Annotated in this window: 22 protein-coding genes; 5 read left to right on the forward strand and 17 right to left on the reverse strand. The window is 68.1% G+C overall.

Going from position 1 to position 23878, the window contains the following annotated elements; genetic code table 11:
- Positions 1-50: 50 nt before the first annotated feature.
- Positions 51-1382: a sorbosone dehydrogenase family protein gene (locus QE385_RS14020; RefSeq protein WP_307102841.1), complete on the reverse strand. Its 1332-nt coding sequence runs from the start codon at positions 1380-1382 to the stop codon at positions 51-53.
- 348 nt (positions 1383-1730) lie between these two features.
- Between QE385_RS14020 and QE385_RS14025 the strand changes: the two genes are divergently transcribed.
- Both QE385_RS14025 and QE385_RS14030 read left to right on the forward strand, forming a co-directional pair.
- Entirely contained in the window at positions 1731-2540 is an 810-nt protein-coding gene (locus QE385_RS14025; protein WP_307102842.1) for an IS5 family transposase, read from the forward strand.
- 472 nt (positions 2541-3012) lie between these two features.
- Positions 3013-3294, forward strand: a complete 282-nt coding sequence (locus QE385_RS14030; protein WP_307102844.1) for a hypothetical protein — start codon at positions 3013-3015, stop codon at positions 3292-3294.
- An 80-nt stretch (positions 3295-3374) separates the two neighbouring features.
- Here QE385_RS14030 and QE385_RS14035 read toward each other — a convergent pair whose 3' ends face one another.
- From QE385_RS14035 to QE385_RS14095, 13 genes are all read right to left on the reverse strand, one after another.
- Positions 3375-3650 carry a hypothetical protein gene (locus tag QE385_RS14035; RefSeq protein WP_307102846.1) on the reverse strand — a complete coding sequence of 92 codons (276 nt, stop codon included), beginning with the start codon at positions 3648-3650 and terminating at the stop codon, positions 3375-3377.
- Positions 3651-3800: 150 nt separating this feature from the next.
- Positions 3801-4706 carry a hemolysin family protein gene (locus QE385_RS14040; protein WP_307102849.1) on the reverse strand — a complete coding sequence of 302 codons (906 nt, stop codon included), beginning with the start codon at positions 4704-4706 and terminating at the stop codon, positions 3801-3803.
- A 9-nt stretch (positions 4707-4715) separates the two neighbouring features.
- Positions 4716-5231, reverse strand: a complete 516-nt coding sequence (ybeY, locus tag QE385_RS14045; RefSeq protein WP_307102851.1) for an rRNA maturation RNase YbeY — start codon at positions 5229-5231, stop codon at positions 4716-4718.
- Positions 5232-5324: 93 nt separating this feature from the next.
- Complete coding sequence (locus QE385_RS14050) at positions 5325-6323, reverse strand: PhoH family protein (RefSeq protein ID WP_307102852.1); 999 nt, start codon at positions 6321-6323, stop codon at positions 5325-5327.
- Positions 6324-6738: 415 nt separating this feature from the next.
- Complete coding sequence (miaB, locus tag QE385_RS14055) at positions 6739-8061, reverse strand: tRNA (N6-isopentenyl adenosine(37)-C2)-methylthiotransferase MiaB (RefSeq protein ID WP_307102855.1); 1323 nt, start codon at positions 8059-8061, stop codon at positions 6739-6741.
- Between the two features lie 98 nt (positions 8062-8159).
- The gene (locus QE385_RS14060; protein WP_307102857.1) at positions 8160-8909 is read right to left on the reverse strand and encodes a 1-acyl-sn-glycerol-3-phosphate acyltransferase; all 750 of its coding nucleotides are present in this window, start codon (positions 8907-8909) and stop codon (positions 8160-8162) included.
- Positions 8906-9328, reverse strand: coding sequence for a Fur family transcriptional regulator (locus QE385_RS14065; RefSeq protein ID WP_007406973.1), 423 nt, complete (start codon positions 9326-9328; stop codon positions 8906-8908). The genes QE385_RS14060 and QE385_RS14065 overlap by 4 nt, the downstream gene beginning before the upstream one ends.
- Positions 9329-9427: 99 nt before the next feature.
- Positions 9428-9898: a GNAT family N-acetyltransferase gene (locus QE385_RS14070; protein ID WP_307102859.1), complete on the reverse strand. Its 471-nt coding sequence runs from the start codon at positions 9896-9898 to the stop codon at positions 9428-9430.
- Positions 9898-10536, reverse strand: coding sequence for a tRNA (adenosine(37)-N6)-threonylcarbamoyltransferase complex dimerization subunit type 1 TsaB (gene tsaB, locus QE385_RS14075; RefSeq protein WP_307102861.1), 639 nt, complete (start codon positions 10534-10536; stop codon positions 9898-9900). Before tsaB ends, QE385_RS14070 begins: the two co-directional genes overlap by 1 nt.
- Positions 10537-10543: 7 nt before the next feature.
- On the reverse strand, positions 10544-11134 hold the full coding sequence (locus tag QE385_RS14080; RefSeq protein WP_307102863.1) for a malonic semialdehyde reductase: 591 nt from the start codon (positions 11132-11134) through the stop codon (positions 10544-10546).
- Positions 11134-11706, reverse strand: a complete 573-nt coding sequence (locus tag QE385_RS14085) for a NifU family protein (protein ID WP_307102865.1) — start codon at positions 11704-11706, stop codon at positions 11134-11136. Before QE385_RS14085 ends, QE385_RS14080 begins: the two co-directional genes overlap by 1 nt.
- A gap of 214 nt (positions 11707-11920) precedes the next feature.
- Complete coding sequence (locus QE385_RS14090) at positions 11921-13663, reverse strand: methyl-accepting chemotaxis protein (protein ID WP_307102868.1); 1743 nt, start codon at positions 13661-13663, stop codon at positions 11921-11923.
- 104 nt (positions 13664-13767) lie between these two features.
- A complete protein-coding gene (locus tag QE385_RS14095) occupies positions 13768-14484 on the reverse strand; it encodes an aspartyl/asparaginyl beta-hydroxylase domain-containing protein (protein ID WP_307102869.1) in 717 nt (238 codons plus the stop codon).
- A 199-nt stretch (positions 14485-14683) separates the two neighbouring features.
- On the opposite strand from QE385_RS14095, the gene QE385_RS14100 reads away from it, so the two are divergent.
- Together QE385_RS14100 and typA are read left to right on the forward strand one after the other, a co-directional pair.
- Positions 14684-17644 (forward strand): pitrilysin family protein, encoded by a 2961-nt coding sequence (locus QE385_RS14100; protein WP_307102871.1) that lies wholly within the window; start codon positions 14684-14686, stop codon positions 17642-17644.
- Positions 17645-17892: 248 nt separating this feature from the next.
- Entirely contained in the window at positions 17893-19734 is a 1842-nt protein-coding gene (gene typA / locus QE385_RS14105; protein ID WP_307102873.1) for a translational GTPase TypA, read from the forward strand.
- Positions 19735-20098: 364 nt separating this feature from the next.
- On the opposite strand, the gene QE385_RS14110 is transcribed toward typA, so the two are convergent.
- From QE385_RS14110 to QE385_RS14120, 3 genes are all read right to left on the reverse strand, one after another.
- Positions 20099-20599, reverse strand: a complete 501-nt coding sequence (locus QE385_RS14110) for a hypothetical protein (RefSeq protein WP_307102874.1) — start codon at positions 20597-20599, stop codon at positions 20099-20101.
- A 135-nt stretch (positions 20600-20734) separates the two neighbouring features.
- Positions 20735-21622: a TIGR00730 family Rossman fold protein gene (locus QE385_RS14115; protein ID WP_307102875.1), complete on the reverse strand. Its 888-nt coding sequence runs from the start codon at positions 21620-21622 to the stop codon at positions 20735-20737.
- Positions 21623-21655: 33 nt separating this feature from the next.
- Positions 21656-22318: an extensin family protein gene (locus tag QE385_RS14120; protein WP_307102877.1), complete on the reverse strand. Its 663-nt coding sequence runs from the start codon at positions 22316-22318 to the stop codon at positions 21656-21658.
- 295 nt (positions 22319-22613) lie between these two features.
- On the opposite strand from QE385_RS14120, the gene QE385_RS14125 reads away from it, so the two are divergent.
- A complete protein-coding gene (locus QE385_RS14125) occupies positions 22614-23768 on the forward strand; it encodes a phosphoserine transaminase (RefSeq protein ID WP_307102880.1) in 1155 nt (384 codons plus the stop codon).
- Positions 23769-23878: the final 110 nt, after the last annotated feature.

Consider the following 23878-nt stretch of genomic DNA (forward strand, 5'->3'; position numbering starts at 1 on the left):
GGGCCCTGAGCGGGAGGGCGGGGCCCGGACCGACCGGACCCCCTCCCACCTTATTGGGCGGCGTGGACCTTCCACACCACATTGCCGACATCGTCCGCCACCAGCAGGCCGCCCGTCGCCTTGTCGACGATCACGCCGACGGGACGCCCCTGCGCCTCGCCCTTGGCGTTGAGGAAGCCGGTGACGACATCGACCGGCTTCACCCCCGGCACCGGAAAGCCGTTCGCGGCGAACGGCACGAACACGACCTTGTAGCCCGAGGGCGGCTTGCGGTTCCACGAGCCATGCTCGCCGACGAACACGCCCTGTGCGAAGCGGTCGCCCAGCTTGGCCCCCTGTGCGAAGGTCAGGCCCAGCGCCGCGACGTGCGGCCCCAGCGCATAGTCGGGGCGCTTCACATATTGCTGGAGCGCGGGGTTGGCGGGCTGGACCCGGTCATCGGGATAGCCGCCCCAATAATACCAGGGCCAGCCGAACTGGTCGCCGAACTCCACCTGCGTCAGATAGTCGGGCGCGAGGTCCGAACCGAGCATGTCGCGCTCGTTGACCACGGTCCACAGTCGCCCGTTCTGCGGATTCAGCGCCATGCCGTTCGGGTTGCGCAGGCCCGAGGCATAGATCCGCCAATTCTTGTCCCTGGGCCAGACCTGCAGGATGGCGGCGCGGTATTTCTCGGCCTCCATGCCGTTCTCGGCGACGTTGCTGGCCGATCCGACCGAGACGAACAGCGTCTGGCCGTCGCCCGAGGCGATGACGTTACGCGCCCAGTGATTGCCCGCCGGGTTCAGCGGTACGACCTTTTCGGGGCGGGCGGTGATCCTGGTCTCGCCGTCGCGATACGGCACGCGCACCAGCGCATCGGTGTTGCCGATGTACAGATAGCCGTCGAACAGCACCATGCCGAAGGGCGAGTTCAGCCCGGTCAGGAACGGCGTCTTCAGATCGGCCACGCCGTCGCCATTGGTATCGCGCAGCAGCGTGATCCGGTTGGCCGACGGCACCGCCGCGCCCGCCCGGCCGAGGAAGAAGTTCATGACCCGCTGCACGATCCCGGCATTGGGCCGGGGCGGCGAGTTGGTTTCGGCCACCAGCACGTCGCCATTGGGCAGTTCGTACAGCCAGCGCGGATGATCGAGCCCGCTTGCAAAGGCCTGGATCGCCAGCCCCGGCGCCACGCTCGGCTTGGCCCCGTTCGCCCAGCCCACCGGCTTGGCGATGTCGACGGTCGGGATCACCTGTTCACGCGGTGCCCCAATGGTCGGCTGCTTGCCCGCCACCTGGTCGACGCTCAGCCGGGCCGTGTCGGGCCAGGCCAGCCAGACGACGATAGCGATGCCGATCAGGACGATGATGCCGGATACGATCAGGACGTGTTTGCGCATGGTGGGCAGGATAGGCGGCGGACGGCGCGGGGGGAAGGGGAAAGCATGGCGTCGCGCATTGCGCGCCAGAGGTGGAACTGACGACTTGGCCAGTGGACCATCCCTCCGTTCGGGCCCGACTGGGGCGACGGAGACTCGCCCGCTACGTCTCGCCGATCCCGACGAACGGATTCGCGCGCGGGCGCTGCAATGTCTGGTATGTTCCTAACCGGACGACGCCACCCGACTGACGAGAGTGCATGGCCAGCCTGCGCTTCAAGTCCAATATGTCTATTGCGTTCTCGATCAGGGGGCATTGCCTAGAGGCTGTTATGGACTTGAGAGGTTTGCTGATTCATCCGAGGTGGGATGAGCATTTGCGGCAAGCCGTATCCATCTGACGTGAGCGACGAGGAATGGTTGCTGGTTGCACCGTACCTACTGCTGCAACGCGAGGATGCCGGGCAGCGGGAGCATGACCTGCGGGAGGTGTTCAACGGCCTTGGCTACATTGTTAAGACGGGCGCGCCATGGCGGTGGATGCCGAACGATCTGCCGCCCTGGGCAGCTGTGTACCAGCAGACACAGCGCTGGCTGGCGGCGGGCTGCTTCGAGGCGCTGGTGGACGACTTGCGCGCGGTGCTGCGGCTGTCAGCGGGGCACAAGGCCGAGCCGACCGCTGCGATCATCGACAGCCGGACGCTTCGATCGACGCCCGAGAGTGGCGAGCGGGCCGGCTATGACGGGGCCAAGCGCAAGAAGGGCTCGAAGATCCCCATGGCCGTCGATACGCTGGGCCATCTGCTGGCCCTCCATGTCACGCCAGCCAGCGCCGAGGATCGCGGCGAGATGGAGCGGCTCGCCCGCACCGTACAGGCGGTCACCGGCGACACGGTCGAGCTGGCCTGGGTGGACCAGGGCTATACCGGCGGGCGGGCCGCCGATGCCGCAGCCTTGCACGGCATCGCGCTCGAAGTCGTCAAACTGCCGCAGGCCAAGCGCGGCTTTGTTCTCCTGCCGCGCCGCTGGGTCGTCGAGCGGTCATTCGCCTGGGCAACCCGCTTCCGCCGTCTCGTCAAAGACTATGAACGCTATGCTCAAACACTCGCCGGACTTCACGTCGTCGCTTTCGCCTGCATCATGATGAAGCAGGCTGCCGCGTTCGCCGCAGGTTCATAACAGCCTCTAGGTCACCACGGACCAATCGAGATCGAGTTCCTGCATTTTCGTTACGCGCGGCCAGTCGTCCTTTACCGCCCCGCCGTGGCAAGGGACGGCGTCGATTCCCCAATACCGATCGGTTGAGCCGGACGGAGCATCTTTGAGGGATAAGATTTGGCCGCCGATGCACAGGAAGCGCACCGGCGGCCATCAAGGGCACGAATGTCAGGGAGTTTATCCGCGCCCTCGAACTGGGAAAGACTTGGCCTGATCGCCAATGCCACCGATTATAGGGCAGGTCCGTCAGGTTGGGTAATGCATTAAAATGCGCTCTGTAATCGATTGAATCATTTTTCGCGGGTGGAAACGGCCGAAATGGGTTCGTCGGTCCGCGCTTTCCCCGGAACGGACATGTCTGCCATTGCAGGGTATGGCGTTCGACCTTCAACCTCCCCGACGGCGCAAGGGGCGCCGCCGAGGGAGGTATCCGATGAAGAATTTCCTCAAAACTGTTCCGATGTTCAGCGTGATCGGCATCCTGGGATGCCTGACGGCACCGCAGCCAGCTGCCGCCATGCCGTCCTGCGAACAGGAGGTGCGGATTCGCTGTTCGGGGCATGACGTGCAGGGACGGCCTCGGCTGGATACCCGTCATTCCAGCTACGAAGAGTGCGTCGAGGAAGAGACTGCCTGGCGATGCACGGGCGGACCTTCGTTCTGGAGCGGCGGGAACGACTGGATCGCCTTCCGGCGCGAGGGGGACTTGAACTAACGCCGATACCCTTGCCGGCCGACCTGCTGCTACCGTGCGGCAGGTCGGCCCCAGAAAGAATATGAGTGCTTGGTGGGGTATTATAGGCCAAGAATCATGTCGTAGCGGTCGAGGCCAGGCCCGCAACCACCCGTGGTCACACCATCCGTGCCAAAACCCAGTCGCTCGTAAAAAGCCCGGCTGTGCTGGCTGGTATCCAGGCGGACCTCGCGGACACCTGCTTCGCCCGCCTTGTCCAGTCTCGCTTGGACCGGAGCCCCGTCGGTGAAGTGCGCGATCGACCATGCCTCAGCAGCAATGCGCAATTCGCCCGTCCGCGCCGATCGCCATGTCGCCTCAGTCAATAACGCGGTCATCCCGCCCCGCCACCTGAAAGCCCCATTGCGCAGCCTCATGGTCGAGGAAATGCGCAAAATCGGCCCGCCTGGACGGCGAAATATAGGGGGCGCTGTTACCGTCGAACAGCGCCAGGCAGGCGTCGCGCTCCCCGGCTCGTCAGGCGCGGATCACTCCTCCGCCGCCACCACCGCAGGATGCAGGCGCAGGCGGTGGATGCGGCGCTCGTCGGCTTCCGTCACCTCGATCCGCCAGCCGCTGGGATGGTCGAGGCACGTGCCTACCGGCGGCACCTGTCCCGCCATCACCGCGGTCAGGCCGCCCAGCGTGTCGACATCGTCCTCCGCCTCTTCGAGCGCGGGGTCGACGGTGCGCGCGACCTCCTCCAGCCCGACCCGCGCATCGGCGTCCCAGGCCCCGCCGTCGAGCGGCACGAGCAGCGCCTGCGGCGCCTCGTCATGCTCGTCCTCGATCTCGCCGACGATTTCCTCGATCAGGTCCTCAATGGTGACGAGCCCCTCGGTGCCCGAATATTCGTCGAGCACCACCGCCAGATGCACCCGCTTCTGGCGCATGTCGGCGAGCAGATCGAGCGCGCCGCGCGACATCGGCACATAGAGCGGATCGCGGATCAGCCCGGCGAGGGTGGCGGGATGCTCCGCGCCGGTCGCCAGGATGTTGAACACGTCCTTGATATGGACCATGCCGATGATCTGGTCGAGCGTCTCGCGATAGACGGGCAGACGGCTATGCCCGGCCTCGGCAAAGATCTGGACGAGATGGTCGAAGGTCGTCCGCTCCTCGATCGCGATGATGTCGGCGCGGGGGACGCCCACATCGCCCGCGTCGCGCTCGCCGAAATGCAGGAGGTTGCGGACCATCTGCCGCTCCAGCGGGGTCAGGTCGCCCTTGGCGTCGGGGCCGGGATCGTCCTCGTGCCGGTCGATCGCCTCTTCCAGCTGGTCGCGCAGCGATTCTTCCTGATCGCCGCCGAAGATCAGGGATTTCAGCCCCTGCCAGATACCGGATTCGTGGGAGTCACCGTTGCCGGTGCTGCTACTGGGGCCGTCGGCCATCGGGGGGTGTCAGTCCTCGCGTATCAGATAGGGGTCGGCGATGCCGAGGCTGGCCAGCGCGTCGCGCTCGATCGCTTCCATCGCTTCGGCCTCGTCATCCTGCATATGGTCATAGCCTAGCAGATGAAGCACGCCGTGCACCAGCAGATGAGTCGCATGGGTTTCGGTCGCGATCCCGCGTTCGGCCGCCTCGGCGACGCACACGCCATGCGCCAGAACGATGTCGCCCAGCAGCACCTCGCCATCGTCCGAATTCTGCGTGACCGTCTCGATCAGGTCGGGCTGGACCATCGGGAAGGACAGGACGTTGGTCGACTTGTCCTTTTGCCGATACTGGCGATTGAGCGCGTGCACCTCGTCATCGCTGGTCAGCCGGACCGAGATCTCGATGATCGCGGGGGTGGTCAGCAGGGGGCCATGCGGCGTCCGCTCGATCGCGGCGCGGGCGGCGCGGGTGGCGAGCGCGGTCCACTGGTCCTCGTCGCCGGACCAGGGCTCTTCATGGATCAGCGCAATCTCGATCATCGGGGCCTTTCAGGGGCGGCGGGGGCGGTCGGACGGTAAATCGCCGCCCCCTATCAACAGTTCCGGCGTTACGCCAACGAAAGGACGAGGCCGTCAGGCATTCGGCCCTTCATAGGCATCGACGATCCGCCCGACGATGGGATGGCGCACCACGTCGGCGGCGGTGAAGCGGCTCATCGCGATTCCCTCCACGCCCTCCAGGCGCCGCACCGCATCCGCCAGGCCCGAGGCCGCGACGCCGCCGGGCAAGTCGACTTGGTTGGGATCGCCGCAGATCACCATCCGGCTGTTCTGGCCGAAGCGGGTCAGGAACATCTTCATCTGCGCAGGGGTGGTGTTCTGCGCCTCGTCGAGGATGACGAAGGCATCGGCCAGCGTCCGGCCGCGCATGAAGGCGATCGGCGCGATCTCGATCTCGCCACTGGCGATCCGCCGCTCCACCTGCTCGGCGGGCAGGCAGTCGTAGAGCGCGTCGTAGAGCGGACGGAGATAGGGATCGACCTTCTCCTTCATGTCGCCGGGCAGGAAGCCCAGCCGCTCGCCCGCCTCGACCGCGGGGCGCGACAGGATCAGCCGCTGGACGGAGCCGGTGATGAGCTGCGCCACCGCCTGCGCGACCGCGACATAGGTCTTGCCGGTGCCCGCCGGGCCGAGCGCGAAGATCATGTCGTTGGACACGAGCTGCTTCATATAATGCGCCTGGGCGGGCGTGCGCGGGACGATCGTCTTCTTGCGCGTGCGGATCATGATCGGCGGGGCGGACGTCCGCTCGGCGCTGAGGATGCCATCGAGCGTCGGTTCGGAGGCCATCGCGATCGCGGCGTCGACCAGGCCGGTATCGACCTCCTCGCCGCGCTGGATACGGGCATAGAGGTCGTTCAGCACGTCGCGGGCCAGCGCCACCTGCTCCGAGGTCCCCTCCAGCCCGACGCGGTTGCCGCGCGCGGTGATGTAGACGCCCAATCGATTTTCCAACGCGACCAGATTGCGGTCATATTGGCCGAACAGCTGCGCCAGCACTTGCGGCTTGTCGAAGCTGAGTTCCGCCCGGCTGCGTTCACCGGCCTGGGCGGGGAGGGGCTTGCGGCTCATGCGGTCCTTTCACCGTCTGTTGTCCCGCCAAGATGGGATGGCGGGGCACGGAACGCCAGCGAAATTGCATGACATAGGTGTGTCGGAGGGACGGTTTTTCGCGCGCAGAGGCGCGGAGGACGCAGAGAAGAAGAGCACCCCTTTGCGATCGGCAGACCCTCTTCTTCCTCTGCGCTCTCTGCGCCTCTGCGCGATCAGAAGATTTGGTTCGCGCGAAGACGCGAAGACGCGATGATGTCGTATCGCGGGCGAAGGCGGCCTATCCCTCTCGACCGTTTCGATAGGTCTTCCGGTCGCGAGAGCGGGATGCGCTGTCGGTGACCGGCTTCACTTCGCGCCTTCGCGTCTTCGCGTGAACAAACATCGTCGCGTGGGCTTCGCCTTCGCCCGGCCCGAACAGAGGTAGGGGGACGGCTTACGCCGCCGCCTTCACCTTGGCCTGCCCGGTCAGCGAGTTCGGGCCCGCCGCGACCAGTTCCACCTCGACCAGATCGCCGATCTGGTGGTCGCCGATCAGGTGGACCGACTGCAACCAGGGCGACTTGCCGAGCATCTGGCCGGGCAGCTTGCCGCGCCGCTCGATCAGGACGGTGCAGGTCCGCCCGACGCTCGCCATGTTGAAGGCGTGCTGGTCGCGGTTGAGCGCGGCCTGGAGGCGCTGGAGCCGGTCGTCCATCACCTCGGCGGGGACCTGGTCGGCCATGGTCGCGGCGGGGGTGCCGGGGCGGGGGGAATATTTGAAGCTGAATGCCTGCGCATGGCCCATCGCGTCGACAAGGCTCAGCGTGTCGGCGAACTCCGCCTCGGTCTCCCCCGGAAAGCCGACGATGAAATCGCCCGACAGCGCGATGTCGGGGCGCGCTTCGCGGACCCGGTCGATCACCCGCATATAGCTGTCGCGGCTATGCTGGCGGTTCATCGCCTTCAGGATGCGGTCGCTGCCCGACTGGACCGGCAGGTGGAGGAAGGGCATCAGGCTCTCGACGTCGCGGTGCGCGTCGATCAGCCCCTGCGTCATGTCGTTGGGATGGCTGGTCGTATAGCGGATGCGGTGAAGCCCCGGAATCCGGTCCAGCTCGCGGATCAGCCCGTGCAGGCCCCGGTCGTCGGCGTCGTTCCAGGCATTGACGTTCTGGCCCAGCAGCGTGATCTCGCGCGCGCCCGCATCGACCAGTGCGCGCGCCTCGTCCATGATCGCCGAATAGGAGCGGCTGACCTCCGCCCCGCGCGTATAGGGCACCACGCAATAGGTGCAGAATTTGTCGCAGCCCTCCTGCACGGTCAGGAAGGCCGAGGGGCCGACCTTGCGACGGCCGGGCAGGTGGACGAATTTCGATTCGACCGGCATGTCGGTGTCGAGCGCGGCCTCGCCCGCCGCCGCCCTGGCGACCAGGTCGGGCAGGTTGTGATAGGCCTGCGGGCCGACCACCACATCGACCTTGGCGCGGCGGACGATCTCGGGCCCTTCGGCCTGCGCGACGCAGCCGGCGACCGCGATCATCGGCTTGCGGCCTTCGTCGGCGGCGTCCTTGCGGATACGGCCGATCTCCGAATAGACGCGCTCGGTCGCGCGTTCGCGGATGTGGCAGGTGTTGAGCACCACCAGATCGGCGGCACCGGCATCGTCGGTCGCGGACAGGCCTTGCGCGGCCATCAGCTCGGCCATGCGCTCGCCGTCATAGACGTTCATCTGGCAGCCGAAGGACTTGACGTGGAAGGTCTTGGGAGATGCGGGCATGACGCGCCTCCTATCGCAAATCGCGGGGCCTCGCCAGCGTCGGCGATGGGGGCGTCGCGCCGGGCAGGACAGGGCCCCCGCACGGTGCGACAAACGGGTCAGGACGCGGCGATGCGCGCCCGGGCCTCGGTGGCGATCGCCTTGCGGTCAGGGAAATCGGCGGGGTCGAACGGCTCCAGATAATGAAGCGTCACCACGAAGCGCCCCGGTCGCCGCAGCACCCGTCTGGCATGGGCGTCGCCCGCATCGTCGCCCAGCCAGGCCAGATCGGCCGCTGCCGCAGCATAGTCGATCCGCACCGGCTGGACGCGAATGCCGGGGATGGGCGGGACCAAGGCGGCGAACAACGCGGGCTTGAAGGGCAGGAGGTGCAGATCGTCGCCCGTCGTCCCCTCCGGAAAGATCGCCAGCGGCTGCCCCTCGGTCAGCGCGGCACGGATGGTCGCTACCTGATCGCCGACCCCCAGGCGGTCGCCGCGCGCGACGAACAAGGTGCGGTTGAGCCCCGCCAGCCAGCCGATCAGCGGCAGCGCCGCCACCTCCGCCTTGGCGACGAAGCGGGTGCCCGATGTGCCCGCCAGCAGCAGGATGTCCATCCAGCTCAGGTGATTGGCCGCGATCATCGCATCCCGCCGGAGCGGGGTGCCGGTGACCCGAATATCCGCGCCCAGGATGATCGCGACCCGACGCAGGAACCGGCGCGGCCAGGGCGAGCGGCGTCCGAGCGCCCGCCAGGCCCCATGCAGCACCAGCGCGACCAGTAGGGTGCCGATAATGCACGAAAGGCGACCCGCTGCACGCAGGCCGCCCTGGTGGTCGGCATCGAACGAGGCGACGCTCGCCGTCATCCCTTGCGGTCGAGGCTGACGCCGTAAAGCTCCATCCGGTGGTCGACCAGGCGGAAGCCCAGCTTCTCGGCGATCGCCTTTTGCAGCTGTTCCAGCTCGGGGTCGACGAACTCGATCACGCGGCCGGTCTCGACATCGATCAGGTGATCGTGATGCGCCTCGGGCGAGGGTTCGTAGCGGGCGCGGCCGTCGCCGAAATCGTGGCGGTCCAGGATGCCGGCTTCCTCGAACAGGCGGACGGTGCGGTACACCGTCGCGATCGAGATGCCCGGATCGATCTTGGCGGCGCGCTCATAGACCTTTTCCACATCGGGATGGTCCTCCGCTTCCGACAGGACGCGGGCGATCACGCGGCGCTGTTCGGTGATGCGCAGTCCCTTTTGCGCGCACAGCGCTTCAAGATCGATTTTGCGGGCCATGGTAACGTTCAACTCCTCGGGCTGACCCCCTCTCTACGCGCAAAGCCTAATTGCGAAAAGGGGATAGCGACTCGCAATAACCCGGAAACTGTGATCGGGTCAGCCGATGGCGCGGGCATAGGTGTGGGCATCGTAATGCCGCCCGTCCGCACCCTTGTAATAATTGCGCCGTTCGCCGCATTTGGCAAAGCCGTGCGCGGTATAGAACAGCACGGCCGGATTGTTCGAGCGGACCTCCAGGTGCAGCGTCACCACCCCCGATGCGGCGCAGTCGGCGATCACCGAGCGGATCAGCGCGCTGGCGATCCCATGGCGGCGATGATCGGGGACGACGCCCAGCAGCAGCAGCTCGGCCTCGTCCATCACGGCGCGGGTCAGCGCGAAGCCCGCCGGTTCGCCGCCCGCCGCGGCGATCAGCAGATGGACGCCGGGCATCGCCATCACGCCCAGCAGCTGGGCCCGCGTCCAGGCCTCGCCCCATTGCGGATCGAAGGCGGCGGCCATGACCTGCTCGGCCGCGCCAGCATCGCGGGCATCCCCGGCGCGCAGCTGCACGCTGAGGCTGGCCATCAGGCGGCGAGCCCGGGCGGGGTGATGCCGCCGGGCAGCTTGGCATCGGGCGCGCGGCCATAGACGGGGCGCGGCGTCAAGCCGACCAGCTCCGGCGGCAGCCGCCACGCCTCGGACGCATCGGGCAGCGCCTCGACCACCGGCAGGTCGGGGGCGAGCGCGGTCAGCCAGCGCACGCCGTTGCCGACCGCCACCCGGCCCTCCAGCGCGGCGAGCGCGGCATCGGGCTTCATCGAGGCGAAGGGGGAGAGCGGCGTCAGGTCGCGGGCAAAGGCCTGGACGAACACCTCGCCATGCCCGCCCTCCAGCACGACGGTCAGCGCCTCGTCCGTCCGCGTCGCAAAGGCGGCGGCGGCGACCAGCGCCAGCGAGTGATAGCCGGTGGCGCCGACGCCCCAGCCCAGCGCCAGCCCGCGCGCGGCGGCGATGCCGACCCGGATGCCGGTGAAGCTGCCGGGGCCGCAATCGACCAGAATGCGCGCCGCCCGGCCGCCATCGGGCAGCGCGGCGATCATCGGCACCAGCTTTTCGGCATGGCCGCGCCCGACGACGTCATGGGCATGGCCGATCACCCGCTCGCCCTCCAGAAGGGCGACCGAGCAGGCGGCGGTGGCGGTGTCGATGACCAGCGTGCGCAAGATGGGCTCAGACGATCCGGTTGGCCTGTTCGAACGACAGGCGGGGATTGCGCGGGTGCAGCGTGCTGCGGTCGCCATAGCCGATCGTGGCGATGAAGTTGGACCGCACGCCCGGCTGGTCGGCGAAGAACGCCTTGTCCACCGCGCCCTGGTCGAAGCCCGACATCGCGCCGGTATCCAGCCCCAGTGCACGCGCGGCCAGGATCAGATAGGCGCCCTGAAGCGAGCTGTTGCGGAAGGCGGAGGCTTCGCGCAGCTCGGTATTGCCGTCGAACCAGCTCTTGGCATCGACATGCGGGAAAAGCTGCGGCAGGTTTTCGTGGAAATTGACATCCATGCCGATCACCACGGCGGCGGGGGCGGCGCGGATCTTGTCCGCATTGCTGCCCGTCGCGCAGTCGGCCAGCCTGTCCTTCGCCTCCTGGCTCAGGCACCAGACCATGCGCGCCGGGCTCTGGTTGGTCGAGGTCGGGGCCATCTTCATCAGGTCCCAGACCGCGCGAATCTCGTCCTCGCCGACAGGCGTGTCGAGATAATGGTTGAAGGTCCGGCCTTCGCGGAACAGCCGGTCGAGGCTGGCGTCGTCGATCGGGTTCATCAGACGGCCCTCACTTCGGTGACTTCGGGGACATAATGGCGCAGCAGCTGCTCGATGCCGTTCTTGAGCGTCGCGGTGGAGGAGGGGCAACCCGCGCAGGCGCCCTGCATCTTGAGATAGACCTTGCCCTTGTCGAAGCCGCGATAGACGATGTCGCCGCCGTCATTGGCGACCGCGGGCCGGACGCGCGTGTCGATCAGTTCGCGGATCTGCGCGACGATGTCGGCATCCTCGGGATCGTCGGCGAACGCCTCTTCCTCGCCCGGAACCGCGAAGTCGGCCGCGCCCTGCCTGAACAGTGGCATCTGTGCCGAGAAATGGTCGAGCAGGATGCCCAGCACATCGGGCTTCACATCCGACCAGTCGGTGCCGGGCGCGACCGTGACCGAGACGAAGTCGCGGCCGAAGAACACGCCGGTCACGTCGCCCAGGTTGAAGATCGCCTCGGCCAGCGGGCTGGCGGCGGCTTCCTCGGGCGAGGCGAAGTCGCGGGTGCCGCTGTCCATGACCTTGCGGCCGGGCAGGAATTTCAGCGTCGCCGGATTGGGCGTCGGTTCGGTCTCGATCAGCATGTCCCCCATGTGGCGCGGGTCGCGACGGGGATCAAGCACGGGCGGGGAAAGGATGCGTTTCGAATCCCCAAGCCATGATGCTCCCCACCCGATTCCGGCGGCACCGGCCCGCTCCCCCACCCGGCCTCCCATCAAGGATACTCTGTGGGAGGCCGGGTGGGGGAGCGGGCCGGCACCGCCCGAACGCGCTGCCAGCGCGTTTCCAAACGACCCCTCAGGCGACGAGGTGCAGCGGCGCCGACGGCCGGGCGCTGCGCGGCTCGGCCAGGCGGAAGCGGGCGATCGCCGCGTTCAGCTCCTCCGCCTCCTGCGCCAGGGTGCGCGCGGCGGCGGTCGCCTGTTCGACCATTGCGGCATTTTGCTGGGTGACGCCGTCCATCTCGGTCAGCGCAAGGTTGATCTGGCCCATGCTGCCCGCCTGATGCGCGGTGTCCTTGGCGATGCCGGTCATCAGCGCGCCGATCTCGCTTATGCCCTGATTGATCCGGGTCAGCGCGTCGCCGGTCTGGCCGACCAGGTCGACGCCGACGCGCACCTGATCCGCGCTGGCCAGGATCCGCGCCTTCACGTCGCGCGCGGCATCCGCCGAACGCTGTGCCAGCGCGCGCACCTCGGACGCGACGACCGCGAAGCCCTTGCCCGCATCGCCCGCCCGCGCGGCTTCGACCCCGGCGTTGAGCGCGAGCAGATTGGTCTGGAAGGCGATGCCGTCGATCACCCCGATGATCGTGGCGATCTCGGTCGAGGCGTGTTCGATGTCGCCCATCGCGGCGCGTGCGCGGTCGACCACCGCGCCGCCCTCGCGCGCTTCGCTGCGGGTCCGCTCGACCACCTGCGCGGCCCGGGCGGCACCGTCGGCGGCGTGGCGGACGGTGGCGGTGACCTCGTCCATCCCGGCGGCGGTTTCCTCCAGGCTGGCGGCCTGTTGCTCGGTCCGGCGGGACAGGTCGTCGGAGGCTTGGCGAATGTCGATCGCGCCCGCCCGGATGCCGTCCGCCGTGCCCGCCACCGCCGCCATGGCGGCCTGCAAGGCCAGCATCGCGCCGTTGAAATCGGCCTTCAGCCGCGCGAAGGGCGCCTCCAGCGGCGCGTCGATCCGGGCGGTCAGGTCCCCCTTCGCCAGCGCGGACAGGCCCTGGCCGATGCTCGACACGATCAGGTCGGTCTGGCGCGCCTTGGCCGCCTCGGCCTCGGCCAGATGGTCGCGAAACGCCGCCATCGAGCGGGCCATCTCGCCCACCTCGTCCGCGCGCGATCCGTGCGGGATGGCGATGTCGGTCCGCCCGGCGGCCAGCGCCCCCATTGCGGCGCGCAGGTCGTGCAGCGGGCGCACCACCGTGCGCAGCGCGATGGTCAGCCCCATGGCCAGCCCGACCACCGCCAGCATCACGGTCGCGCCGATCAGGATCCAGCGACCCTGTTCGGCGGTCTCGGCGGCGCGGTCGTGAAGCGCGGCGACGTCCTCCTTCAGCGCGTCGATCCGGCTGTCGGCGATCCTGGAGGCGCGCCGCTCTGCGGGGCGGACGCGCTGGCGGAAATGGGCCAGGCCGCCCGCCCGGTCGCCGCCATTGGCCAGCCGCCCGGCGATCGCCAGTTCGGCGCGCACCTGGTCCTGCGACGCCAGATACTCGGCCGACACCGATCCCGGCGGCGCGCGGCGCAGCGACGCCAGCTCGTCACCGAAGCTGGCCAGTCGCTTGATGAATTTGGTCAGGATCACCTGCCGCTCCGCCGGGTCCTCCTCCAGCGCCAGGTTGAGCGCATCGCGCTGCAACGACCGGCTGAGCGAGCGCAGTTCCGCCAGCCGGAACATCAGCGCGCCCGCATCGGTCGCGGCTTCATTGGCGGCGGCCACCCTCTGCGAGAGGTGAAGCGTCACCCCCGACAGGCTGGCGAGCAATATCACGGACACCAGGATCGGGGCGATCAGGCGGGCGGCGACACTTTTGATTTTCATGACAATTTTGTGACAAAAGCCAATGGAAAGAATGACTTGCCATTGGTGTCGGCGGGTTGCCAAAATATTAACGTCGCCGCGTCACGGGCCCCCGGTCGGGATTTTTAGGCGGGGCGGTCGTGCTGCCCCAGTCCCAACAGCGACTCGGCGATCCAGCGTCCCGGCTGGCGCATCGGGCGGACGGCCTGGACGACCAGGACGGTGCGGGTCCCGCCCGTCTCGTTCCACATTTCATGGACATAGGTGTCGTCGAACACCAGGGTCTCGCCCTCGGCCCAACGGACGATGCGATCCTTCACCCGCATCCGCGCATCGCCGTCGCGCGGGACGGCGAGCCCCAGATGGCAGGTGATCAGCCCCTTGGTCGCGCCGCGCCGGGGCGGGACATGCGCACCGGGCGCGAGTCGGGCGATATGGGCTTCATGGAGCCCCGGAATCGCCGCGACGATCGCCGCCAGGCGCGGGCAGGCGCGCCAGTCCGCCCCGGCCGCCGGATCGGCGCGCACCTCGTCGCGGATCGCGGTCCACTGGCAACGGAGCCCCGCCGTCCAGCCGAAGTCGCGCACGTCGAGTACCGGATCATTGGCGACCAGCGAGGAGGCCGCGATCACCCGGTCGGGCAGGTGCCGCAACCGCGCGCCGATCGCCCGGCCGAGCGACGGCCGCGCCGCCGCGTCGGTCGGCGGGAACGGGGCGGGCTGGGGCGGGACCAGCGACAGGTCGGCCCTGGGGGCGGGGGCATCCGCGTCGCATGCGCCCGATTTATGCCATATTGCGCCCTGCGAAGGACGCTGGACTCCGGCATTCATCGACTTGGTCATCACGCGCTTCATATCCCCGGCCTCGACGCCTGCACCGGGGACGTTGGCCGTCCTCCTGCCGCAAGGTCAGTGTCGCCGGACTAGCCCGCCTATGGGTCGAAATGATGGCGACGACCCGGCGGGGAGCGCCACGGGACGGGGGATTGGGGCGATTTGGGGGCGACTGGCGGTGGCGCGTTCGCCGCGATAAGAGGGGGGCATGGCGTTCACGATCCGCGCGTTGCGCAGTCTTGCCCTGCCGGTCCTGATCGGGCTGGCCCTTCCCGTCATCGCCCAGGCCCCCCGGCCGGGCCCGACGGACCAGCGTTCGGTGCCGCAGGGGATGCCCGTCCCCGTCACGGTGGCGACCGCGCCCGCCGCGCCCGCCGAGCGCGATCCGCTCGCGCCGCTGCCGCCCATCCCCGGCGTCGACCAGAGCGCCTGGCTCTACAAGGGCTCCGACCTGCCGCAGGACAAGGCGTGGAAGTTCGGGCGGCTGGCCAATGGCCTGCGCTTCGCGGTCCGGCGCAACGGGGTGCCGCCGGGGCAGGTGGCGGTGCGGGTGCGGATCGATGCGGGGTCGCTCAACGAACGCGACCCGGAACGCGGCTTTGCCCATCTGATCGAGCATCTGTCGTTCCGCGGCTCGCAATATGTCCCCGACGGCGAGGCCAAGCGGATCTGGCAGCGGCTGGGCGCGACCTTCGGCTCGGACTCCAACGCCTCGACCACGCCGACCCAGACCGTCTATCAGCTCGACCTGCCCGGCGCGACCGAAGCGGGGCTGGACGAGAGCCTGAAGATCCTGGCGGGCATGATGGCGGCCCCCTCGATCACCGCCCAATCGCTGAATGCCGAGCGGCCGGTGGTGCTGGCCGAGCGCCGCGAGCAGCCGGGGCCGCAGGTCCGCTATTCGGACAAGCTGCGCGAGACCTTCTTCGCCGGCCAGCCGCTCGCGGAGCGGTCGCCGATCGGGCAGCTCGCCACGCTGGAGGCGGCGACGCCGGAGAGCGTACGGGCGTTCCACGACCGATGGTATCGGCCCGAGCGCGCGGTGGTCGTCATCTCGGGCGACATGGACCCGCTCGTCCTGGCGCAGCTGGTCACCAGGAATTTCGGCAGCTGGCAGGGCGTCGGCGCCAATCCGCCCGATCCCGATTTCGGCAGCCCCAGGGCCGATGCGCCGATGGCGGGCGCGCTGGTCGAACCCGCCCTGCCGCCGACCGTGGCGATGGGGGTGCTGCGCCCCTGGCAGTATCGCGACGACACCGCGATCTTCAACCAGAAGCGGATGGTCGACATGGTGGCCGCCCGCCTGATCAGCCGCCGGCTGGAAAACCGGGCGCGGGCGGGGGGCAGCTTCCTGCAGGCCAGCGTCGCGCTCGACGACGTGTCCCGCTCGGCCAATATGACGACGGTGAACGTCGTGCCGCTCGGCGAGGATTGGGAGGCCGCGCTCAAGGACGTGCGCGCGGTCATCGCCGATGCGATGGCGACCGCGCCCACCCAGGCCGAGATCGACCGTGAACTCGCCGATTACGACGCGATCCTGCGCACCGAGGTCGAGACCGCGCGGGTCGAGGCGGGGGCCAAGCAGGCCGACGACATGGTCGGCGCGCTCGACATTCGCGAGACCGTGACCGCGCCGGAGAGCAGCTATCAGATCTTGAAGCAGGCGGTGGCGGCGCGGATGTTCACGCCCGATACGGTGCTGGCGTCGACGCGCCGGATCTTCCAGGGGACCGCGACGCGCGCGCTGGTCAACACCCGCACCGCGCAAGCCGATGCGGTCGCCCGGCTGACCGCCGCGCTGAAGGCCGATGTCCGCCCGCTGGCCGAACAGCGCCGCCGACAGGGCACGATCAGCTTCGCCCAGTTGCCCAGGCTGGGCGCGCCGGGCAAGGTCGTGGCGCGCGAGAAGATCGATGCGCTGGGGCTGGAAAAGATCACCTTCGCCAATGGCGTGCGGCTGTTGCTGTTCGCGAATGACGGCGAGACGGCGCGCATCTATCTGCGCGTCCGGTTCGGGCGTGGCTATGACGCGCTGCCCGCCAACCGCGAGAGCCCGGCCTGGGCGGCCGATCTGGCGCTGGTGGCGGGCGGGATCGGCAAGTTCGACCAGGGCGATCTCGACCGGCTGACCGCCGGGCGGCGCATGGGGATGGACTTTGGGATCGAGGACGATGCCTTTGCCTTCAACGCGCTGAGTTCGCCCGACGATTATGCCGACAATCTGAAGCTGATGGCGGCCAAGCTGATCGCGCCGCGCTGGGACGCCGCGCCGGTCAACCGGGCCAAGGCGGCGATGCTGGCGGGGTATGACGGGCTCGACGCCTCGCCCGACAGCGTGCTGGGCCGCGATCTGGAGCGGTTGCTGCGCGACGGCGATCCGCGCTGGGGCACCCCGCCGCGCGAGGCGGTGGCGGCGGTCACCCCCGCGTCGTTCAAGGCGCTGTGGGCGCCCTTGCTCGCCTCGGGCCCGATCGAGGTGTCGGTGTTCGGCGACGTGAAGGCGGACGAGGCGATCAAGGCGGTGGCCGAGAGCCTGGGCGCGATCCCCGCGCGCAAGGTCGATGGGTCGCCCGCGCCCCCGGTCCGCTTCCCCGCGCATGTCGCCACGCCGATCGTGCGCACCCATGGCGGCCCCGCCGACCAGGCGGCGGCGGTGATCGCCTGGCCGACCGGCGGCGGGGCGGGGGACGACCGGATCCGCAACCGGCTGGACGTGCTGGCGCAGGTCTTTTCGGACCGGCTGTTCGACCGGCTCCGTTCGCAGGCCGGGGCCAGCTACAGCCCGCAGGTCGGCAGCCAGTGGCCGCTCGGCCTGCCCGGCGGCGGGCGGATGATCGCGATCGGCATGGTCGCCCCCGACAAGGTCGACTTCTTCCTGTCGACCGCGCGCGCCATCGCCACCGACCTTGCCGCGCATCCGATCGATGCCGACGAGTTGCAGCGGATCAAGCGCCCGATGGCGCAGCGGCTGATGCGGATGTCGTCGGGCAACCAGTTCTGGATGCAGCGGCTGGCGGGCGCCTCCTACGACTCCCGCCGGATCGAGGCGACCCAGCGGCTGGCGAAGGATTTCGTTTCGATCGGCCCCGCCGACATCCAGGCGGTGGCGGCGAAATATCTGCGGCCCGACACCGACTGGACGCTGAAGGTCGTGCCGCGTCAAAAGTAAATTCCTGCCCCTGCAAGGGGACGGGGACCATGCGCAGCATGGTGGAGGGGTATCCTCGCTGGCCGTGACACCCCTCCGTCAGCCCTTTGGGCTGACACCTCCCCTTGCAGGGGAGGAACTTGTTCGCATGGGCGTCGTTTTGCCCGCCTATAGCCTTTGTGCGCTGCAAAATCCGCGCTGCCCTTTCGCTTTGCGCAGCTTTCGGCTATGGCGCGCGGCGACATACCCTCCGAACAAGAGAAACCTGCATGAGCCTCCGCAACGTGGCGATCATCGCGCACGTCGACCATGGCAAGACGACCCTGGTCGATCAGCTGTTCCGCCAGTCGGGCACCTTCCGTGACAACCAGCGCGTGGAAGAGCGCGCGATGGACTCCAACGACCTGGAAAAGGAGCGCGGGATCACCATTCTCGCCAAGCCGACCTCGGTCGACTGGACTCCCCCGGGCAGCGACGAGTCGATCCGCATCAACATCGTCGACACCCCCGGCCACGCCGACTTCGGCGGCGAGGTGGAGCGCATCCTGTCGATGGTCGACGGCGTCGTCCTGCTGGTCGACTCGTCGGAAGGCGCGATGCCGCAGACGAAGTTCGTGACCGGCAAGGCGCTGGCGCTGGGCCTGAAGCCCATCGTCGTCGTCAACAAGGTCGACCGCGCCGACGCGCGTATCCAGGAAGTGCTGGACGAAGTGTTCGACCTGTTCGTCTCGCTCGACGCGAATGACGAGCAGCTGGACTTCCCCGTCCTCTATGCCTCGGGCCGCAACGGCTATGCCTCGACCGACATGGACGCGCGCGAAGGCACGCTGATCCCGATGTTCGAGACGATCGTGAACCACGTCCCCGCGCCGAAGGTCGAGGTCGAGGACGTGCCCTTCACCTTCCTGGTGACGCTGCTCGACCGCGACAACTTCCTGGGTCGCATCCTGACCGGCCGCGTCAATTCAGGCACGGTCAAGCTGAACCAGGCGATCCACGCGCTCGACGCCGAGGGCAATGTGATCGAAACCGGCCGCGCGTCGAAGATCCTGTCGTTCCGCGGCCTGGACCGCGTGCCGGTCGAGGAAGCCAAGGCGGGCGACATCATCTCGCTGGCCGGTCTGGCGGTCGCCACCGTGGCGAACACCATCGCCGACACCTCGGTCACCGTGCCGCTTCAGGCGCAGCCGATCGATCCGCCGACGCTGTCGATGCGTTTCGCGGTCAACGACTCGCCGATGGCGGGCCGTGAGGGCACCAAGGTCACCAGCCGCATGATCCGCGACCGCCTGATGCGCGAAGCGGAATCGAACGTCGCGGTGAAGGTCACCGAGAGCGACGACCGCGACAGCTTCGAGGTTGCCGGTCGCGGCGAACTCCAGCTGGGCGTTCTGATCGAGACGATGCGCCGCGAAGGCTTCGAGCTGGGCATCAGCCGCCCGCGCGTGCTGTTCGGCGAGGACGAGGACGGCAAGAAGACCGAGCCGTACGAAACCGTCATCATCGACGTGGACGAGGAATATTCGGGCACGGTCGTCGAGAAGATGAACCTGCGCAAGGCCGAGATGACCGACATGCGTCCCTCGGGCGGCGGCAAGACCCGCATCACCTTCTCCGCGCCGTCGCGTGGCATGATCGGCTATCACGGCGAGTTCCTGTCGGACACGCGCGGCACCGGCATCATGAACCGCCTGTTCGAGAAGTACGGCCCCCACAAGGGCAAGATCGAGGGTCGCAAGAACGGCGTCCTGATCTCGAACGGCGCGGGCGAAGCGCAGGGCTATGCGCTGGGTCCGCTCGAAGAGCGCGGCATCCTGTTCGTCGGCCATGGCGAAGCGCTGTACGAAGGCATGATCATCGGCGAGAACGCCAAGACGGATGACCTCGAGGTCAACCCGATGAAGGCGAAGCAGCTGACCAACTTCCGCGCGTCGGGCGGCAAGGATGACGCCATCCGCCTGACCCCGCCGAAGAAGATGACGCTGGAACAGGCCATCGCCTATATCGACGACGATGAAATGGTCGAAGTGACCCCGAAGTCGATCCGTCTGCGCAAGCGCTTCCTGGACCCCAACGAGCGCAAGCGCGCCGCGCGCTCGAAGGCGGCGTAACAGCCAGCCTGTCGGAAAGGGGGTCGGACGGAAACGTCCGGCCCTTTTTCTTTGGGGGCGGCGGCCTGTCCAGAGGAAGGACGCGGCGGCCTTCAATCACGCCTCCGATCACCGACTGCGAACAAGTTTGTTGGCGCGATAGTGTTTATCCCGATACATGGATCGTCATAGAGAGACGGGGAGGGGTGTCATGGCACTGGCCATTGAAATCGGTGTGAGCTGGATAGTGGGTTCGGTCGTGTTTGGCTGCGCGATCGCCCGGATGATTCCGACGACTCGCTGACGCGCGGGCGGCGTTTTCCGCCGCCCGGCTCGGTCATGAGCGGGGGCTGATGATCGGCGGGTGAGGACGGCCCGAATGGGCTCAGCGGCTGCCCGAGCGGGTGGCGGGCGCACATTCGACCAGATCGAAGAATTGCGTGGCCGCCCGATCGCGCTGGCCCGTATCGCCATGCCACGCCGCATCGCGCAGATCGGTAAGCAGGATGTGCGCGGGTGCCGGTCCGCCGCGCCGTGGCACCGATTCGATGACATCATAGGCGGCGGTCGTTCCGACATAGGCCATGTCGCCCAGCGGCCGGGGCCCGCCATCGGGAGAGGGCGGGTGCCAGCCGGGCCGGGTCACGTCGGTCGTGGAGGCCAGATGCTGGCGGCCATCGGTGCCGCCGTTCCAGGGCAGCCACCAGAGGCGCCGCCCGCTATCGCCGAAGCGAATGGCCATGGCGACCCCGGCGGGCCATTCCGGGCCGCTATCGACCGGACGGAACGCGGCGGTCACGCTCGGCTGATGGCGCAGCACGTAGCGGGCATTCTCGACCCGGCAATGATCCGCAGCGACGAAAGCGAAAAAGGCCAGCGCAAGCATCGACGATCATCCCAAGAGGTGCCGCGATCATGCGCGACGCCGTGGGCGAAGACAATCGATTCGCGTCGCCAACGACAAAGCCCGCCTTCTGGCGAAGACGGGCTTTGGGAACCGCTTTTGTCGGGTTGCCGGGGTTCAGCCCCGCTCGGCTTCCTTGCGGGCGCGCTCCTCATAGAAGTTGCGCACCACGTCCCAGGCTTCCTCGGCGGTCTCGACATAGGTGAAGATGCCAAGGTCGCGCTCGGACACCACGCCCTCCTCGACCAGCGCCTCGAAATTGACGACGCGCTCCCAGAAGGCCCGGCCGAACAGCAGCACGGGAATGGGCTGGATCTTGCCGGTCTGGATCAGCGTCAGCAGCTCGAACAGCTCGTCGAACGTGCCGAACCCACCCGGAAAGGCCGCCAGCGCGCGCGCATGGAGCAGGAAGTGCATCTTGCGCAGCGCGAAATAGTGGAACTGCAGGCTCAGCGACGGCGTGACGTAAGGGTTGGGCGCCTGCTCGTGCGGCAGGACGATGTTCAGACCCACCGACTCGGCACCGACGTCATGCGCGCCGCGATTGGCCGCCTCCATGATCGACGGACCGCCGCCCGAGCAGACGACGAACTGCCGCATGCCGCGATCGTCGCGCGGCAGGCGGCTGGTGATCTGCGCCAGCTCGCGCGCGATGTCGTAATATTTGCTCTTGGCGACGAGATTCTCGGCGATCTTGCGCGATTTGTCGTCATGCGCCAGCTCGAGCATCGCCTGCGCCTTGGCGGGCTCGGGGATGCGCGCCGAGCCGTAGAAGACGAAGGTCGAGGCGATCTTGGCCTCTTCGAGCAGCAGCTGCGCCTTCAGCAATTCCAGCTGGAAACGGACGGGGCGAAGGTCTTCGCGCAGCAGGAAGTCCATGTCCTGAAAGGCCAGCGTATAGGCCGGGCTTTCGGTCTGCGGCGTCGAGACGATCGTCTTGGCGCTTTCGGCGTCCTGGCTGGCATTGGGGAAGACGCGGTTCGGTACTTGGGTCTTATCGGTCATTTCGGATGATGTAGGGGATCGCCGGGGCCGATGCTACCGGCAAAAACGGGCGTTATCGTCTTCCAGATGCAGGTGATTGCGGTGCGCGGCGTTATAGTCGGGGCTGAGCACCGTGCCGAAGCGCCGACAGGCGGACGCGCGAATCGTCGTCCAGAACTGGCGGATTCGCGGATCGCTGGAATACCAGTCGTTCAACAGGGTGATCCGCCGCCCGTCCTTCAGCACGAAGCCGCCGACATCGACCGCATTGGCCAGCGCATGGCCCGATCGGCGATCCCCCATCCGCGTGGTGCCGACGATGTTGCGACAGGCATAGCTGCCCATCCCCTCGACCTTGACCAGTTGCGATCCCAATATCTGCCAGGCGGCGGGGGCCACGGCATTGCGCACCCATCCGGCAAAGGCGCGGGCATTGCCGCACCGCATCGCGGTGACGCCAGTCACGGGCACGCCGATATCGGTCAGCTGCACCGCGCCGTACAGGCCGCAACCCGGCCCCAGTTCCTTGTCGGGCAGGCGGCGATAGGCCACGCCCTCGCGCCGCAGATCGGCCTCGCACTGCGCGGTTTCGCGCACCGGCGGGCGATAGGGCTCGGGCCGCGAGGCCGGTTGGGTGGGGCGGTCGGGGCGGCCGCATCCCGAAAGCAGAACGGCCCCGAGAATCGGGAGGGCGAGGGAAAGGGGAACGCGAACCATGTATCCCCTTGTCCGCTGCCGCTGCGCTTTTGTCAGCCCCGATCCGGCGTGCAGAGCCGGGGTTGCGACATGCTCCGGCCCATCGCCGGGCTGGCCGTGTAGCGCGGTCGCGGTGGCGTCGGGCGCCTGACGACCTCTGTCGCTGCAACCGTTTCAACATTCTCGGCGAGGGCCCCGATCGACGCAAAATTGCGCCGTTGCGATTGTGGTTGTCATCTTCGATCGACATCGCTAGGGCCGTCGACGGGCCACGCGGTCCCAACGCCGCGCGTGCTCTCTGTGAGGAGAGTCTTAAATGACTGATACGACTGTCGCCGACGCCACTCTTGCGTCCGCGAAGCCCGCCACCAAACCGGCGCGCCCCTATTTCTCCAGCGGTCCCTGCGCCAAGCCTCCCGGTTGGGAAGCGGCCAAGCTCGCGACGGACAGCCTCGGCCGTTCGCATCGCTCGAAGCTGGGCAAGCAGCGGCTGCAATATTGCATCGACCTGATGCGCGAGCTGCTCAAGCTCCCCGACACCCACCGTATCGGCATCGTCCCCGGCTCCGACACCGGCGCGTTCGAGATGGCGATGTGGACGATGCTGGGGGCGCGTCCCGTGACGACGCTGGCTTGGGAAAGCTTCGGCGAGGGCTGGGTGACCGACGCGGTCAAGCAGCTGAAGCTCGAACCCACCGTCCTGCGCGCCGATTACGGCCAGATCGCCGATCTGAACGCGGTCGACTGGTCGAACGATGTGCTCTTCACCTGGAACGGCACCACTTCGGGCGTGCGCGTGCCCAATGGCGACTGGATCGCCGACGACCGCGAGGGCCTGTCCTTCGCCGACGCCACCAGCGCGGTGTTCGCCTATGACCTGCCCTGGGACAAGATCGATGTCGCGACCTTCTCGTGGCAGAAGGTGCTGGGCGGCGAGGGCGCGCACGGCGTCCTGATCCTGGGCCCGCGCGCGGTCGAGCGGCTCGAAACCTACACCCCCGCTTGGCCGCTGCCCAAGGTGTTCCGCCTCGTGTCGAAGGGCAAGCTGGCCGAGGGCGTGTTCAAGGGCGAGACGATCAACACGCCGTCCATGCTCGCCGTCGAGGACGCGATCTTCGCGCTCGAATGGGGCAAGGCGCTGGGCGGTGCTGAGGCGCTGGTCAAGCGTTCGGACGCCAATGCGGCGGCGCTGAACAAGATCGTGGAAGAGCGCGACTGGCTCGGCCATCTCGCCGCCGATCCGGCGATCCGCTCGACCACCAGCGTCTGCCTGACGGTCGAGGGCGCGGACGAGGCGGTCATCAAGAAGATGGCCGCGCTGCTGGAGGCCGAAGGGGCCGCCTATGACGTGGCGGGTTACCGCGACGCGCCCGCGGGCCTGCGCATCTGGTGCGGCGCCACGGTCGAGACCGCCGATATCGAGGCGCTCGGCCCCTGGCTCGACTGGGCCTACGCGACCGCCAAGGCCTGACCCTTCTTAGCCCTCTCCCCGCTGGGGAGAGGGTTGGGTGAGGGGCGGCACTAGGCTGATCCGCAAATGGATCGCCCAGCCCCAACCCCTCACCCCGACCCTCTCCCCAG

Origin of the sequence: Sphingomonas sp. SORGH_AS_0950, from assembly GCF_030818415.1 — a bacterium.
Taxonomy (GTDB): Bacteria; Pseudomonadota; Alphaproteobacteria; order Sphingomonadales; family Sphingomonadaceae; genus Sphingomonas.

Coding starts and splice junctions, on each gene's coding strand:
- QE385_RS14095 (WP_307102869.1), bottom strand. CDS start 14,484: ATGACCAAGTCGATGAATGCCGGAGTCCAGCGTCCTTCGCAGGGCGCA.
- typA (WP_307102873.1), top strand. CDS start 17,893: ATGAGCCTCCGCAACGTGGCGATCATCGCGCACGTCGACCATGGCAAG.
- QE385_RS14090 (WP_307102868.1), bottom strand. CDS start 13,663: ATGAAAATCAAAAGTGTCGCCGCCCGCCTGATCGCCCCGATCCTGGTG.
- QE385_RS14085 (WP_307102865.1), bottom strand. CDS start 11,706: ATGCTGATCGAGACCGAACCGACGCCCAATCCGGCGACGCTGAAATTC.
- QE385_RS14070 (WP_307102859.1), bottom strand. CDS start 9,898: ATGGCCAGCCTCAGCGTGCAGCTGCGCGCCGGGGATGCCCGCGATGCT.
- QE385_RS14080 (WP_307102863.1), bottom strand. CDS start 11,134: ATGAACCCGATCGACGACGCCAGCCTCGACCGGCTGTTCCGCGAAGGC.
- QE385_RS14060 (WP_307102857.1), bottom strand. CDS start 8,909: ATGACGGCGAGCGTCGCCTCGTTCGATGCCGACCACCAGGGCGGCCTG.
- QE385_RS14110 (WP_307102874.1), bottom strand. CDS start 20,599: ATGCTTGCGCTGGCCTTTTTCGCTTTCGTCGCTGCGGATCATTGCCGG.
- QE385_RS14040 (WP_307102849.1), bottom strand. CDS start 4,706: ATGGCCGACGGCCCCAGTAGCAGCACCGGCAACGGTGACTCCCACGAA.
- QE385_RS14030 (WP_307102844.1), top strand. CDS start 3,013: ATGAAGAATTTCCTCAAAACTGTTCCGATGTTCAGCGTGATCGGCATC.
- QE385_RS14100 (WP_307102871.1), top strand. CDS start 14,684: ATGGCGTTCACGATCCGCGCGTTGCGCAGTCTTGCCCTGCCGGTCCTG.
- miaB (WP_307102855.1), bottom strand. CDS start 8,061: ATGCCCGCATCTCCCAAGACCTTCCACGTCAAGTCCTTCGGCTGCCAG.
- QE385_RS14125 (WP_307102880.1), top strand. CDS start 22,614: ATGACTGATACGACTGTCGCCGACGCCACTCTTGCGTCCGCGAAGCCC.
- QE385_RS14020 (WP_307102841.1), bottom strand. CDS start 1,382: ATGCGCAAACACGTCCTGATCGTATCCGGCATCATCGTCCTGATCGGC.
- QE385_RS14050 (WP_307102852.1), bottom strand. CDS start 6,323: ATGAGCCGCAAGCCCCTCCCCGCCCAGGCCGGTGAACGCAGCCGGGCG.
- QE385_RS14025 (WP_307102842.1), top strand. CDS start 1,731: ATGAGCATTTGCGGCAAGCCGTATCCATCTGACGTGAGCGACGAGGAA.
- QE385_RS14035 (WP_307102846.1), bottom strand. CDS start 3,650: ATGACCGCGTTATTGACTGAGGCGACATGGCGATCGGCGCGGACGGGC.
- QE385_RS14115 (WP_307102875.1), bottom strand. CDS start 21,622: ATGACCGATAAGACCCAAGTACCGAACCGCGTCTTCCCCAATGCCAGC.
- ybeY (WP_307102851.1), bottom strand. CDS start 5,231: ATGATCGAGATTGCGCTGATCCATGAAGAGCCCTGGTCCGGCGACGAG.
- QE385_RS14120 (WP_307102877.1), bottom strand. CDS start 22,318: ATGGTTCGCGTTCCCCTTTCCCTCGCCCTCCCGATTCTCGGGGCCGTT.
- QE385_RS14065 (WP_007406973.1), bottom strand. CDS start 9,328: ATGGCCCGCAAAATCGATCTTGAAGCGCTGTGCGCGCAAAAGGGACTG.